The following is a 13,394-nucleotide window of genomic DNA, read 5'->3' on the forward strand; positions in this document are numbered from 1 at the left end:
GGCCCTCGGCCGGTTCCTGGACGCGGCGGGGCGGGCGGGGCTGTGGGCGATCGTGCGGCCGGGTCCGTACATCTGCGCCGAGTGGGAGAACGGCGGCCTCCCGGTGTGGGTGACGGGCCGGTTCGGGCGCCGGGTGCGCACCCGGGACGCGGCGTACCGGGCGGTGGTGGAGCGGTGGTTCCGGGAGCTGCTGCCGCAGGTGGTGCAGCGGCAGGTGTCCCGGGGCGGCCCGGTGATCCTCGTGCAGGCGGAGAACGAGTACGGGAGTTACGGCAGCGACGCGGTGTATCTGGAGTGGCTGGCGGGGCTGCTGCGGCAGTGCGGGGTGACGGTTCCCCTGTTCACGTCGGACGGCCCGGAGGACCACATGCTGACCGGTGGTTCGGTGCCGGGGCTTCTCGCGACGGCGAACTTCGGTTCGGGGGCGCGGGAGGGGTTCGAGGTGCTGCGCCGGCATCGGCCGAGGGGTCCGCTGATGTGCATGGAGTTCTGGTGCGGCTGGTTCGACCACTGGGGGGCCGAGCCGGTGCGCCGGGATCCGGGGCAGGCGGCCGGGGCGCTGCGGGAGATCCTGGAGTGCGGGGCGTCGGTGAACATCTACATGGCGCACGGGGGGACGAACTTCGGTGGCTGGGCCGGGGCGAACCGGTCCGGCCCGCATCAGGACGAGTCGTTCCGGCCGACGGTGACGTCGTACGACTACGACGCGCCGGTCGACGAGTACGGGCGGGCCACGGAGAAGTTCCGGCTCTTCCGGGAGGTCCTGGAGGCTTACGCCGAGGGGCCGTTGCCCGCGCTGCCGCCGGAGCCGGTCGGGCTCGCCGGGCCGTTTCGGGTGGAGCTGGTGGAGTGGGCCGGGCTCGGGGACGTCCTGGCGGCGCTGGGCGATCCGGAGACGGAGTCGGGGGTGCCGCCGACGTTCGAGGAGCTGGGCGTGGACCGGGGGCTGGTGCGCTACCGGGTGGCGGTGCCGGGGCCGCGCCAGGCGTATCCGCTGGGGGCCTCGGGGCTGCGGGACCGGGCGGTGGTGTCCGTGGACGGGGTCCGGGCCGGGGTGCTGACCGAGGAGTCCGGCACGCTGCCGGAGCCGGTGGCGGGTCCTGCGGAGGTCGAGCTGTGGGTGGAGTCGCTGGGCCGGGTCAACTACGGGCCGCGCCTCGGCGAGCCGAAGGGTGTCACGGGCGGGGTGCTGCACGAGCGGCAGTACCTGCACGGGGTACGGGCCCGGGGGCTGCGGCTCGACGCGTTCGAGGCCGCGGACGCGGTGGCCGCGGTCCCGTTCGGGCCGGTGGAGGCCGCCGCCGGGGCGGGTGACGCGGGGCGGACGGGCCTGTTCCGGGGGACGTTCACCATCGAGGGGGCCACGGGCACTTCAGGCGCTTCAGGCCCTTCAGGCGCTTCAGCCGCCCCCAGCGCTCCCGGTGCCTCCGGCGTCGATCACGCGGGGCTCGAACTGCCGGGCTGGACGCGCGGGTTCGTCTGGGTGAACGGCTTCTGCCTGGGCCGGTACTGGTCGGCGGGCCCGCAGCGGACCCTGTACGTGCCGGGCCCGGTGCTCCGCGACGGCGCCAACGAGGTGTGGGTCCTGGAGCTGGAGGACGCGGGCGAGCCGGGTGTGGAGCTGGGTCCGGGGGCGCCCGCCGATACGGGCGCCCCCGGGGTGGTTCAGCCGTGATCACCGGCCGGACGTGCGGTGATCCGGTGGCCGGCCCGGACCGGGGTCCGGGCTCGGACCGGGGTCAGAGCGAGTCGGCCGCGGAGGCGATGTCGCCCGCGAAGTGCGAGACCTCGGTGTAGACGCCGGGGTAGTTCGGGCGGGCACAGCCCTGGCCCCAGCTGACGATGCCGACCTGGATCCACTCGTCTGCGTCGTCCTTGCGGAACATCGGGCCCCCGGAGTCGCCCTGGCAGCTGTCGACGCCGCCGGTGTCGAGGAGGCCGGCGCACAGCTCCTCACCCGGGACGAGGTCGCTGTAGGCGCTCTGGCAGTCGGCGTCGGAGACGAACGGGACGTCGGCCTTGAGCAGGTGACGCTGCTGGCTGCCGCCCTCGCGGTCGGCGCCCCAGCCCGCGACGGTGAAGGTGCCCTCGTCGTAGGTGCTGTCGGTGGCGATCTTCAGGGTGGGCTGGGCGATCGGCTGGGCGAGCTTGATCAGCGCCCAGTCCTTGCCGGTGCCGTTGTAGCCGGGAGCCTGGAGGACCTTGGTGGACTGGACCTCGACGGCGTCGGGGGACTGGAGGTCCGCGACGCCGCCGGTGACGGTGATGGAGGTGTCGTTGCCCGAACCGTCCACGCAGTGCGCGGCGGTGAGGACGATGTCCTGGGCGTAGAGCGCACCGCCGCAGCCCATGGACAGCCGGACCATGAAGGGGAACTCGCCCTGCTCGGCGCGTTCCCCGCCGACGATCGGCTGGGGGGCCGCGGAGGCGGGCTGGAGGCTGACGGTCGCGAGGGCGACGGCGGCCAGGGCGACGGAACACCTTTTCAGCGCGCTCAGAAGCTTCACGGAGTCCTACTTTCGTGGGGGGATTTCGTGTGGGGGGTTGCTGTGGGAGGTTGCCGTGCCGCGTTGCGGTGCAGGAGTCCCTGTACGAAGCGCTGGGCGGTGGTTTCCGCACAGCGGCGCCGCGTGGGGTCCTGCGGAAGTACAGGCGTACGGAAGTGCGGGCGTACAGAAATGCGGTCGTGCGGAGGTACGGAAGTGCTGTGGGTCGCGCGGTCCGGCACGCGTGTCCCGGCCGGGTGACGACCTCCGGCACCCAAGCCGAACTCGTCATGTACCCGACAAGAACGATCCGATTATCGGTGCCGGGTGACCGCTGCCACAAGGTGCACTTTTCGGCCAAGATCGTCGGGACGCATTCGGGACCCCCTCCCCGGCCCGGCATACAGTGGAGGTCCGTCGACCGTCACGGATGGGGGGTTCCGACGTGGCGAACGGCCCTCCGGGCGCACCCGTCGTCCATGGCTTTCCACATCTGGACACGGTCCGCTCCGCCATCACCGCGCTCTACCGGCGGCTCTCCGCGGACGGCGTCCACGCCTATGCCGCCAGCCTCCCGCCCGCCGACGCCGCGTTCGGGGACCAGGACGATCTGCACCTGGGGGCCCAGCGGGTGGCGCGCTCCCTGGTCCAGCACCTCCACCTGCCCGAGGCCCGCATGATCGTCGGCTTCCGGGCGATGGAGCACGCGGCGAGCGTGGAACTGACCGCCGGACCCGAGTACTTCATCGAGCTCAACGACCGCTTCCGCACCCACCGCAGGGACATCGGAGCGGCGCTCGCGCACGAGGTCACCCATGTGCTGCTGCACCGGCTCGGCCTGGAGTTCCCCGGCACCCGCGCCAACGAGATCCTGACCGACACGACGACGGCCTACCTCGGCGCGGGCTGGCTGCTGCTGGACGCGTTCCGGGAGGACGCCACGTCGCGGCAGAAGCTCGGCTATCTCACCCCCGAGGAGTTCGGATACGTCCTGGCCAAGCGGGCGTTCGCCTTCGGCGAGGACCCCTCCCCGTGGTTCACCAGCCCCCAGGCGTACACCGCGTACACCAAGGGGCGGGAGCGGGCGCTGCACGATCTGCGCAGACCCCCGCTGACCGCCGCGGGCTGGGCGGGCCGCCGCCGGTACGCCAAGGACCGGCGGTACGCCCAGGACCACCCCGGCGCCGGCGCGGACCCGAACGTCCCGTACGCCTTCGAGGCCGAAGGCCGGAACCTGCGCGTCTCGTTCCCCTGTCCCACCTGTCACCAGCGCATCCGGGTCCCCGTCCGGGGCCGGTTCACCGCGCGCTGCGGGCTGTGCCGGACCGCCCTGGAATGTGACACCTGAGCGTCGTTCCGGCCACCGTAGGATCGAAGCATGACGAACGAGCCGATCAGGGACGAACTACGCCTGTTCGACGCGCTGTACGAGGACGAGAACGCGGTCGTACGGGCGCTGCGCTCGGGCGCGCGGGCCGAGTCGAGCGACGAGGAGGGCACGACGGCGCTCTATCTGGCGTCGGTGCAGGACCGGCTGGAGGCGGTGCGCCTGCTGCTCGCCGGCGGGGCGGACCCTAACCGGGCGAGCGGCCCGGAGGCGAGCGACCTGCCGCTGTGCGGCGCGGCGTGCGGTGGGCACACCGAGGTGGTGGAGGCGCTGCTGTCCGCCGGGGCCCGGCCGGATCTGCGCGAGGAGTTCGGTTTCACCGCGCTGCGGTGGGCGGTCGGTCTGGGGCACGCCCCGACGGTGGAAGTGCTCCTGGCCCGAGGCGCGGACCCGTTGCTGCCGGGCCCGCGGGGCGAGGCGATGCTGGTCCTGGCGGCGCAGCGCGGATCTCGGCGGACGGTACAAGCGCTGCTCGCGCACGGTGCGGGGGCGGCGGGGCAGGAGTCCGTGGTCGCGCTCGCGCTGGCCGAGGCACGGCGCATCGCCGCCCTCGATCCGGAGCGGGAGTTGCGGCGGCGGCTGGAGGAGTCGTACGGCTCGGAGATCGAGACGGTGACGCTCCGCGACCGCAGGGACGGCGAGGAGACGATGGCGGTGGAAATGCTCCGGGACGGGGTGCCGTCGGCGGGCGCGGACCAGCACACGGGCCACGGGGAGATCGTGGCCCTGCTGGGCGGGCCGTCGTAGTCGCTACCGGGCTCCCGGCCGGCCGCGCTCCCAGGCCGCACGGGTGAGCACGTACTCGACCTCGCCGTACTCGGAGCCCTCGATGGCCTCCGGCCAGTCCTCGGTGTAGGCCCGCAGGAGGGTCAGTCCCGTCTTCTCCATCACGCGCCGGGACCCCGTGTTGACCGCCATGGTGTTGGCGGTGACCCGCTGGACCCCGAGGTCGGCGAACCCCTTGTCGACCAGGGCCCGCGCGCCCTCGGTGGCGTAACCGCGGCCCCAGGCGGCCCGGTTCAGCCGGTAGCCGAGTTCGGCGACGGCGGGGTCGTGGTCATCCAGCGGCCGGAGCTCGAACCAGCCCAGAAAGGCTCCGGTGTCCTTCTCCCGCGCGACCCAGAAGCCGCGGGTTCCGGTGCACGGGTGGTCGTGGAGGAGCCTCGGCAGGGTCCGGTCCCGGATGTCCTCGGAGCTCGTCGGCCGGCCGCCGTTGATGTACCGCATGACGGCGGGGTCGTTGTCGAGGGCGAGCAGGTCGGGGGCGTCGGCGGCCGTGACCGGGCGCAGGACGAGCCGGTCGGTCTCCAGGAAGGTGCGCATACGGCGATCCTCACCGCCGGCCGCCGGGTCGCGCCACCCGATATGCGCGCGGGTGTCAGCGGTCCGGGCCGGGCCACGCGAGCCCGGCATGATCCAAGCGAGAGGCCCTGGGCCCTGTCGTCGAACTGCCGTTGTCGCCCGGAGGGCGGCCCTGCGCGGCCAGGTGCGTGCTCTCGGTGTGCCGGGCGCGGGTCCTCGTACCGGACGTACCCGGGCCTGCGCCCGGTGCGGCGGGAGCGCGTGCGTGGCGCCGCGGGGCAGGCGGCAGTCTGACGACAGGGCCTAGACCAGGTCCAAGCGCTGGATCCGTTCCCGGCCGTGGATCAGGAACGTCAGACCTTCCGGGCTGCGCAGCCGCACGATGCGGCGGGCGCCTTCTCCGGCGAGGGTGACGAGGTCCGGCCCGTGGGCGCGGGCCCGGCGGATCACCTCGTCCGGATCGTCCACGGCGAGGGCCAGCTCCCACCGGGGTGCGGAGCCGCCGGTGGTGTCCGCACCGGTGCCGGCCACGCCGGGACCGGGCTCCCGGAAGGCCGCCCGGCCGAGGGGCGTGCCGGTCGTCCTGGCGTAGAACTCCCGGGCCCGCTCGGGGTCTTCGCAGGCCAGGACCGCCTGGTGGGGCGTGCCCTCCGCCGTGGCGGAAACCGGCCACCCGGCGAACCCTCGCGGCCGCCAGAGGGAGAGGACGGCGCCCACCGGGTCGATCAGCGTGGCGATCCGGCCCTGGTCCCCCGCGTCGAACGGCGGGACGACGACCTGCGCCCCGTTCGCCACCGCCTGAGCCGTACGGCGGTCCACGTCGTCGACCGCGAGGTAGTAGGCGATGTGCGGAGGCGTACCGGGCGGGTACACCGGCTGGGCGAGATCGCTCACCCCGCCGATCCGGTCGCCCCCGGCCGAGATCTTGACGGCCCGCCGCCAGTCCTTCTCGTCCACGGCGAAGTCCCAGCCCAGCACCGAGGAGAAGAAGGCCGCGGTGCCGGACGGATCGCGGGTCTTGAGGTCCATCCAGCAGAACTCGTTCATCGGGCCGTGCCGCGTCATCGTGTGCACCTCCGGTGTCCCCTGCTGGATACCGGGCGCCCGTGAGGGTGCGCAAGCGGGTTTCCCGCGCCGTACGGGACGGGCTGGGCGCGATGCCGCGGTACGCGGGCCGTACGCGATCGGCGGGCGCGGTCCCGGGGCACGGGCAACGGCACAGGGCACGGGTCGCGGGGAACCCGGCATGACCGGCAGGGCGCCCTCAGAACGCCCCGTGGACCCGTCCCGGCTCCTCCGCGTCCGCCAGCAGCCGGCGCACCGTTACGCCCGCCTCGGCCGGGGACCTGCGCGCTCCCCGGTCGTCGGTGGGGCCCGGGCGCCAGCCCTCCATGACGGTGATGCGGCCCGCCTCGGCCTCGAAGACACGGCCCGTCACCCCCTCGCTCGCGGCGGAGCCGAGCCAGACGACGAGGGGCGAGACGTTCGCGGGGGCCATGGCGTCGAACTCCCCCGCCCCCGGGGCCGCCATCGCCTCGGCGAAGGTCCGCTCGGTCATCCGGGTCCGGGCGGCCGGGGCGAGGGCGTTGACGTGGACCCCGTACCGGCCCAGCTCGGCCGCGGCGACCAGGGTCAGGGCGATGATTCCGGCCTTGGCCGCCGCGTAGTTGCCCTGGCCGACGCTGCCGAGGAGTCCGGCCCCGGAGCTGGTGTTGATCACCCGGGCGGCCGGCGTGCGGCCCGCCTTCGTCTCGGCGCGCCAGTGGGCGGCAGCGTGCTTGAGGGGCAGGAAGTGGCCTCTGAGATGGACCCGCATCACCGCGTCCCAGTCGTCCTCGTCCAGGTTGACGAGCATCCGGTCGCGCAGGAAGCCCGCGTTGTTGACCAGGGTGTCGAGGCGGCCGAAGGCGTCCACGGCGGTGGTGACCAGGGAGGCCGCGCCCTCGGCCGTGGCGATGTCGCCGCCGTGGACGACGGCTTCGCCGCCCGCCGCCACTATCTCGTCGACGACCGCCCTGGCCGGGCCGGCGGAGCCCCCGTCCCCGTCGGGTGCGACGCCGAGGTCGTTGACGACGACGCGCGCCCCTTCGGCGGCGAAGGCCAGCGCGTGGGCCCGGCCGAGCCCCCGGCCCGCGCCCGTGACGGCGACGACCCGGCCCGCGCAGAGTCCGGCAGTGGGTGCGGTCATCTCAACCCCCTGGGAAGTGGCTGTGGTTGGCGGACAGGGATGCGACTGCTACCGTCCACCTAACAAATGTTTGGTGGAAAGGTAGCTGATCCTCCGATGACTGTCTCCACCGCGTGTCCCGCCGACGGCATCCGCGTCGTCACCGTCGACCGGCCGCCCGTCAACGCCCTTCCGGTGCACGGCTGGTACGAGCTGGCCGACGCGGTCCGGTCGGCGGGCCGCGACCCGGAGGTGCGCTGTGTCGTCCTGGCCGCCGCCGGGCGCGGCTTCAACGCGGGCGTCGACATCAAGGAGTTGCAGCGCGATACGGGGCACGAGGCCCTGATCGGCGCCAACCGTGGCTGCGCCGAGGCGTTCGCCGCGGTGTACGCCTGCGAGGTCCCGGTCGTCGCGGCGGTACAGGGGTTCTGCCTGGGCGGCGGCATCGGCCTCGTCGGGAACGCCGACGCGATCGTCGCGAGCGAGGACGCGGTCTTCGGCCTGCCGGAGCTGGACCGGGGCGCGCTCGGGGCCGCGACCCACCTGGCACGGCTGGTTCCGCAGCACCTGATGCGCACGCTGTACTACACCTCCCGCACCGTCACCGCGGCCGAGCTGCTCGCCCACGGTGCGGTCTGGCGGGTGGTCCCGTCCCGCGAACTGATCGACGCGGCGCTGGAACTGGCGACCGAGATCGCCGCCAAGGACGGCCATCTGCTGCGGCTCGCGAAGGCCGCACTGAACGGCATCGACCCCGTCGACGTCCAGCGCAGCTACCGCTTCGAGCAGGGGTTCACCTTCGAGGCGAACCTCGCCGGGACCGCCGCCCGGGTCCGCGACACCTTCGGCAAGGAGGCCTGAACCGTGACCACTCCCCCTCATCCGCGCGACAAGACGATGACGCCCGAGGAGGTTGTCGACCGGCTGAGCAGCGGCATGACGATCGGGATCGGCGGCTGGGGGTCGCGCCGCAAGCCGATGGCCCTGGTCAGGGCGCTGCTCCGGTCGCCCGTCACCGATCTCACGGTGATCTCCTACGGCGGCCCGGACGTGGGGTTGCTGGCCGCGGCGGGCCGGATCGCCCGTCTGGTCACGGCGTTCGTGACGCTCGACTCCATCCCGCTGGAGCCGCACTACCGGGCGGCCCGGCAGCGCGGGGCGTTCGCGCTGACGGAGATCGACGAGGCGATGTTCATGTGGGGACTGCACGCGGCGGCGAACCGGCTGCCGTTCCTGCCGGTTCGCGCGGGCATCGGCTCGGACGTGATGCGGGTCAACCCCGAGCTGCGCACGGTGACGTCGCCGTACGAGGACGGCGAGGAGTTCGTGGCGATGCCGGCCCTGCGGATGGACGCGGCGCTGGTCCACCTCAACCGGGCGGACCGGCTCGGCAACGGCCAGTACCTGGGCCCCGACCCGTACTTCGACGACCTCTTCTGCGAAGCGGCGGACGCGGCCTACGTCTCCTGCGAACGCATCGTGAGTACAGGGGAGTTGACCGAGAACTCCACTGCCCCGCAGACCCTCCTCGTCCAACGGCACTCGGTCACCGGTGTCGTGGAGACGCCGGGCGGGGCGCACTTCACGTCCTGCGTACCCGACCACCCGCGTGACGAGCCGTTCCAGAAGGCGTACGCGGCCGCTGCGGCGGACCCGGCGGCCTGGGCTGATTTCGCCGCCCGTTTCCTGCCGCCGGACGGCGACGAGAAGGGCTACCGGCAGGCGGTCCGCACCTGGCACGAGGAGCAGAAATGAACGCGTCCGCGACCGGAGGCATCACCCGTGCCGAGCACTGCGTGATCGCGTGCGCGGAGGCGTGGCGGGGCGACGGCGAGATCCTGGCCAGCCCCATGGGCGCCGTGCCGTCGGCCGGGGCACGGCTGGCCCGGCTGACCTTCGCGCCCGACCTGCTGCTCACGGACGGCGAGGCGACGCTCGTCGGCCCGGACGGTGAGACGGAGGGCTGGCTCCCCTACCGCAGGCATCTGGCGCTGGTGACCGGCGGGCGGCGGCACGTGATGATGGGCGCGAGCCAGATCGACCGCTTCGGCAACCAGAACATCTCCTGCATCGGCGATTGGGACCAGCCCTCCCGCCAGTTGCTCGGGGTCCGTGGTGCACCCGTCAACACCCTGAACAACCCGGTGAGTTACTGGATCCCCCGGCACTCCCCCCGGGTCTTCGTCGAACGCGTCGACATGATCTGCGGGGTCGGCCACGACAGCGCGCGGGCGGCGGGCCCGTCGGCCACCCGCTTCCACCGCATCCCCCGTGTCGTCAGCGATCTCGGGGTCTTCGACTTCGCGACGCCCGACCGTTCGATGCGCCTCGCCTCGGTCCACCCCGGCGTCACGGTGGACCAGGTCCGCGAAGCGACGGGTTTCGCGCTCACGGTCCCGGACGACGTCCCGTACACCCGCGATCCCTCCCCCACCGAACTAGCCCTGATCCGTGAGGTCGTCGACCCGGCCCGCACCCGGGACCGGGAGGTCCGGTCCTGATGCGCACCGCCCTGACCGACCTCGTCGGCGTCCGGCACCCGATCGTGCAGACCGGAATGGGCTGGGTGGCGGGCCCCCGCCTGGTCACCGCGACCGCGCGGGCCGGGGCGCTCGGCATCCTGGCGTCGGCGACCATGTCACCGGACCAGCTGCGTTCGGCCGTACGGGAGGTGAAGTCCCGGACCGACGCGCCGTTCGGGGTGAATCTGCGGGCGGACGCGGGGGACGCCCGGGAGCGGGTCCGGATCATGGTCGAGGAGGGCGTGCGGGTGGCGTCGTTCGCGCTCGCCCCGTCGAAGGAGCTGATCGCGGAGCTGAAGGACGCGGGCGTGGTCGTCGTGCCGTCGGTGGGGGCCCGGCGGCACGCGGAGAAGGTCGCGGCGTGGGGCGCGGACGCGGTGATCGTGCAGGGCGGCGAGGGCGGCGGCCACACCGGCGAGGTCGCCACCACGGTGCTGCTGCCGCAGGTCGTCGACGCGGTGGACATCCCGGTGGTCGCGGCGGGCGGCTTCCACGACGGCCGGGGCCTGGTGGCGGCGCTGGCGTACGGGGCGGCGGGCGTCGCGATGGGCACCCGGTTCCTGCTGACCTCGGACTCGACGGTCCCGGACGCGGTGAAGGCCCGCTATCTGGCGGCGACCGCCAAGGACATCACCCTCACGAGGGCGGTGGACGGCCTCCCGCACCGGATGCTCCGTACGGAGATGGTGGCGGAACTGGAGGGTGCGGGCCGGCTGCGCTCCCTGTACCGGGCGCTGCGCCGGGCGTCCGGCTTCCGCCGGATCTCCGGCCTGAGCTGGCCGGGCATGGTCCGCGACGGCCTGGCGATGCGGCACGGCAAGGGGCTGAGCTGGAGCCAGGTGCTGCTGGCGGCGAACACCCCGATGCTGCTGAGGGCGTCCATGGTCGACGGTCGCACGGACCTCGGCATCATGGCCTCGGGCCAGGTCGCGGCCCTGATCGAGGACCTGCCGAGCGTGGCGGAACTGGTGGACCGGATCGTGGCCGAGGCCGAGACGGCTCGCGCGCTTCTGGCCGGCCTGGCCCAGCCGCATGGGCCCGGGCCCGGGCCCATATCCAGCCCGTCCGGCGTTTGAGGACAAGACCTCGGCCACATCGGCCCGGGGCTTTCGGGGCTCTGCCCCGGACCCCGGTCCTCCATCGCCGGACGGTTTGAGGTGGCCCAGGACCTCAACCGCCGTCCGGCGATGGAGGGACCCGGGGCCCCTCCATCGCCGGACGGCTGGAAATGATGGCCCTACGCGGCCCGGCGCCCCCGTGCGGGTGCGCCGGAGCGGCCTGCGCCGCCGGCGCGCGCCGCGCCGTTACCGGAGCGCGTGGCACCGCCCGAGCGCGCCGCGCCGCCACCCGCACCGCCGGCACCGGCGCCCGCGCCGGATCCGCGCCGCCCGCGCCCCCGGCTGCCGGAGCGCACCGCTCCCCCGCCGGAACCCGCCGCACCGCCCGACCGGGTCCGCTGCTTCGGCGGAGTCGGCTGCGGCACCTCGATCACGATCGCGACGCCCGAGGGCTCGCGGGCCCCCGTGATCCGGCCCAGTTCCGCGTCACTGGAGGTGACACGCGTGGTGCGGGGCGCGATGCCGGCGTCCTGCATCAGCCGGGTCATCTCGCGCTTCTCCTCGGGCAGCACCAGCGTGACGACGCTGCCGGACTCCCCGGCGCGCGCCGTGCGCCCGCCGCGGTGGAGGTAGTCCTTGTGGTCGGTCGGCGGGTCCACGTTGACGACCAGGTCGAGGTCGTCGACGTGGATGCCGCGGGCCGCGACGTTCGTCGCGACGAGCGCGGTGACCTGCCCGTTCTTGAACTGGTCGAGCGTCCGGTTGCGCTGCGGCTGCGAGCGCCCGCCGTGCAGGGCGGCCGCCCTGACACCGCTGGCGAGCAGGCGCTTGGCGAAGCGGTCGGCGGCACGCTTGGTGTCGACGAACATGATCACCCGGCCCTCGCGGGCGGCGATCTTCGTGGCGACGGCCTTCTTGTCGGTCTCGTCCAGGACGTGGAGCACGTGGTGCTCCATCGTGGTGACCGCCCCGGCGGACGGGTCGACGGAGTGCACGACCGGGTCGGTGAGGAACATCTTCACGAGCCGGTCGATGTTCTTGTCGAGGGTCGCGGAGAACAGCATCCGCTGCCCGTCCGTCTCGACCTGCTTGAGCAGGGCGACGACCTGCGGCATGAAGCCCATGTCGGCCATCTGGTCGGCCTCGTCGAGGACGGTGATGGAGACCTCGTCCAGGCGGCAGTCGCCGCGCTCGATGAGGTCCTTGAGCCGGCCCGGGGTGGCGACGAGCACTTCGGCGCCGCGCCGCAGGGTGGCGGACTGCTTGGTGATCGACATGCCGCCGACGACGGTGGCGAGCCGCAGGTTCACAGCGGTCGCGTACGGGGTCAGCGCGTCGGTGACCTGCTGGGCCAGCTCGCGCGTCGGCACGAGGACCATGGCGAGCGGGGCGCGCGGCTCGCTGCGGCGTCCGGCGGTGCGGGCCAGCAGCGCCAGGCCGAAGGCGAGCGTCTTGCCGGAGCCGGTGCGTCCGCGGCCGAGGATGTCGCGGCCGGCCAGCGAGTTCGGCAGGGTCGCGCCCTGGATCGGGAAGGGCTCGGTGACGCCCTGCGCGGTGAGGGTCTTCAGCAGCCCGGCGGGCATGTCCAGGTCGGCGAAGGCGTCGACGGCGGGCAGCGCGGGGGTCACGGTCTCCGGCAGGGCGAACTCGCCCTGCGGCGGGGTGGCGCGACGGCGGGCCGGGGGCTTGGAGCCGCCCTGGACCTTGGAGCGGGGTGCGCCGCCCCGGCCGTTCGCGGGAGCCTGGGTGCCGGCGCCCTGGCCGCGGCCTCGGCCACGGGCCGGTCGCGAGCGGGGGGTGCGGTCCTGGCGTTCGGAGCTGGTCATACGGAATTGCCCTCCTGGGGGATTCCTGGGCAACTGCCGAGTGGGTTTACTGCGATGTGCCGGCCCGACCGTCTGTGATGCGCCCCCAGGATGTGCGCACGAAACGGGTTTTTGCTCGGACAGCACAAACCGGGGCCCGCACCTTCACGGTGCGGGCCCCGGTCAGCGAGGTACGCGTCCGGCAATTAGGCCGGGACGATGTTCTCCGCCTGCGGGCCCTTCTGGCCCTGCGTGACGTCGAAGGAGACCTTCTGGCCCTCCTGGAGCTCACGGAAGCCCGAGGTGGCGATGTTGGAGTAGTGGGCGAAGACGTCGGCGCCGCCGCCGTCCTGCTCGATGAAGCCGAAGCCCTTTTCCGAGTTGAACCACTTCACGGTTCCAGTAGCCATGTCATTCTCCTAAAAGAGGTGCAGTGCCGAGAATCCGCACTTTACAGATTCCAAGTCGCCGCATTGAGCCCCACCCGGAGAAAGCCGGAAAACAATAAAGCGCCTGAGGAAGCATTCCCGTCAGGCGCACATAAAGTTCATGGGTACCAAAACTGCAACGGGAAACACCCTAGCACGTCCTCTCCTCCGGCGGCGGGGCGCGCCGCACCGCCGGAGGGAGAGCTTGGCTGACCCTGTCTATTATACACATCTCCGAG

13 protein-coding genes are annotated in these 13,394 nt (G+C 73.2%); 7 read left to right on the forward strand and 6 right to left on the reverse strand.

Translation table 11 applies throughout. The features are described from left to right. A partial coding sequence (locus HET64_RS27575) for a beta-galactosidase (protein ID WP_215109864.1) occupies positions 1 to 1,675 on the forward strand: 1,675 nt, incomplete at its 5' end. A 64-nt stretch (positions 1,676 to 1,739) separates the two neighbouring features. Here HET64_RS27575 and HET64_RS27580 read toward each other — a convergent pair. After that, positions 1,740 to 2,507, reverse strand: a complete 768-nt coding sequence (locus tag HET64_RS27580) for a trypsin-like serine protease (protein ID WP_215109865.1) — start codon at positions 2,505 to 2,507, stop codon at positions 1,740 to 1,742. Positions 2,508 to 2,916: 409 nt separating this feature from the next. Here HET64_RS27580 and HET64_RS27585 point away from each other — a divergent pair, with 409 nt between their 5' ends. Together HET64_RS27585 and HET64_RS27590 are read left to right on the forward strand one after the other, a co-directional pair. Continuing rightward, on the forward strand, positions 2,917 to 3,834 hold the full coding sequence (locus tag HET64_RS27585; protein ID WP_215109866.1) for a hypothetical protein: 918 nt from the start codon (positions 2,917 to 2,919) through the stop codon (positions 3,832 to 3,834). A gap of 30 nt (positions 3,835 to 3,864) precedes the next feature. Continuing rightward, positions 3,865 to 4,620 carry an ankyrin repeat domain-containing protein gene (locus HET64_RS27590; RefSeq protein ID WP_215109867.1) on the forward strand — a complete coding sequence of 252 codons (756 nt, stop codon included), beginning with the start codon at positions 3,865 to 3,867 and terminating at the stop codon, positions 4,618 to 4,620. 3 nt (positions 4,621 to 4,623) lie between these two features. Here the strand turns inward: HET64_RS27590 and HET64_RS27595 are convergent, their stop codons facing one another. The 3 genes from HET64_RS27595 to HET64_RS27605 all read right to left on the reverse strand — a co-directional run bounded on the left by HET64_RS27595 (position 4,624) and on the right by HET64_RS27605 (position 7,363). Next, positions 4,624 to 5,196: a GNAT family N-acetyltransferase gene (locus HET64_RS27595; RefSeq protein ID WP_215109868.1), complete on the reverse strand. Its 573-nt coding sequence runs from the start codon at positions 5,194 to 5,196 to the stop codon at positions 4,624 to 4,626. A 282-nt stretch (positions 5,197 to 5,478) separates the two neighbouring features. Continuing rightward, positions 5,479 to 6,240, reverse strand: coding sequence for a VOC family protein (locus HET64_RS27600; protein WP_215109869.1), 762 nt, complete (start codon positions 6,238 to 6,240; stop codon positions 5,479 to 5,481). A 199-nt stretch (positions 6,241 to 6,439) separates the two neighbouring features. Further along, positions 6,440 to 7,363, reverse strand: a complete 924-nt coding sequence (locus HET64_RS27605) for an SDR family oxidoreductase (RefSeq protein ID WP_215109870.1) — start codon at positions 7,361 to 7,363, stop codon at positions 6,440 to 6,442. Between the two features lie 96 nt (positions 7,364 to 7,459). Here HET64_RS27605 and HET64_RS27610 point away from each other — a divergent pair, with 96 nt between their 5' ends. The 4 genes from HET64_RS27610 to HET64_RS27625 are packed head-to-tail and all read left to right on the forward strand — an operon-like array spanning position 7,460 to position 10,940. After that, positions 7,460 to 8,203, forward strand: a complete 744-nt coding sequence (locus HET64_RS27610; protein ID WP_215109871.1) for an enoyl-CoA hydratase family protein — start codon at positions 7,460 to 7,462, stop codon at positions 8,201 to 8,203. A 3-nt stretch (positions 8,204 to 8,206) separates the two neighbouring features. Then, positions 8,207 to 9,097: a CoA transferase subunit A gene (locus HET64_RS27615; protein WP_215109872.1), complete on the forward strand. Its 891-nt coding sequence runs from the start codon at positions 8,207 to 8,209 to the stop codon at positions 9,095 to 9,097. Continuing rightward, complete coding sequence (locus tag HET64_RS27620) at positions 9,094 to 9,843, forward strand: CoA-transferase subunit beta (RefSeq protein WP_215109873.1); 750 nt, start codon at positions 9,094 to 9,096, stop codon at positions 9,841 to 9,843. The genes HET64_RS27615 and HET64_RS27620 overlap by 4 nt, the downstream gene beginning before the upstream one ends. Then, positions 9,843 to 10,940 carry a nitronate monooxygenase family protein gene (locus HET64_RS27625; protein WP_215109874.1) on the forward strand — a complete coding sequence of 366 codons (1,098 nt, stop codon included), beginning with the start codon at positions 9,843 to 9,845 and terminating at the stop codon, positions 10,938 to 10,940. The genes HET64_RS27620 and HET64_RS27625 overlap by 1 nt, the downstream gene beginning before the upstream one ends. Positions 10,941 to 11,101: 161 nt before the next feature. Here HET64_RS27625 and HET64_RS27630 read toward each other — a convergent pair whose 3' ends face one another. Further along, positions 11,102 to 12,748, reverse strand: coding sequence for a DEAD/DEAH box helicase (locus tag HET64_RS27630; protein WP_215109875.1), 1,647 nt, complete (start codon positions 12,746 to 12,748; stop codon positions 11,102 to 11,104). 185 nt (positions 12,749 to 12,933) lie between these two features. Beyond that, positions 12,934 to 13,137 carry a cold-shock protein gene (locus HET64_RS27635; protein ID WP_003969786.1) on the reverse strand — a complete coding sequence of 68 codons (204 nt, stop codon included), beginning with the start codon at positions 13,135 to 13,137 and terminating at the stop codon, positions 12,934 to 12,936. Positions 13,138 to 13,394: the final 257 nt, after the last annotated feature.

This window comes from Streptomyces sp. McG3 (assembly GCF_018619185.1).
Taxonomy (GTDB): domain Bacteria; phylum Actinomycetota; class Actinomycetes; order Streptomycetales; family Streptomycetaceae; genus Streptomyces.

Coding starts and splice junctions, on each gene's coding strand:
- HET64_RS27585 (WP_215109866.1), top strand. CDS start 2,917: ATGGGGGGTTCCGACGTGGCGAACGGCCCTCCGGGCGCACCCGTCGTC.
- HET64_RS27590 (WP_215109867.1), top strand. CDS start 3,865: ATGACGAACGAGCCGATCAGGGACGAACTACGCCTGTTCGACGCGCTG.
- HET64_RS27595 (WP_215109868.1), bottom strand. CDS start 5,196: ATGCGCACCTTCCTGGAGACCGACCGGCTCGTCCTGCGCCCGGTCACG.
- HET64_RS27600 (WP_215109869.1), bottom strand. CDS start 6,240: ATGACGCGGCACGGCCCGATGAACGAGTTCTGCTGGATGGACCTCAAG.
- HET64_RS27605 (WP_215109870.1), bottom strand. CDS start 7,363: ATGACCGCACCCACTGCCGGACTCTGCGCGGGCCGGGTCGTCGCCGTC.
- HET64_RS27610 (WP_215109871.1), top strand. CDS start 7,460: ATGACTGTCTCCACCGCGTGTCCCGCCGACGGCATCCGCGTCGTCACC.
- HET64_RS27620 (WP_215109873.1), top strand. CDS start 9,094: ATGAACGCGTCCGCGACCGGAGGCATCACCCGTGCCGAGCACTGCGTG.
- HET64_RS27625 (WP_215109874.1), top strand. CDS start 9,843: ATGCGCACCGCCCTGACCGACCTCGTCGGCGTCCGGCACCCGATCGTG.
- HET64_RS27630 (WP_215109875.1), bottom strand. CDS start 12,748: ATGACCAGCTCCGAACGCCAGGACCGCACCCCCCGCTCGCGACCGGCC.
- HET64_RS27635 (WP_003969786.1), bottom strand. CDS start 13,137: ATGGCTACTGGAACCGTGAAGTGGTTCAACTCGGAAAAGGGCTTCGGC.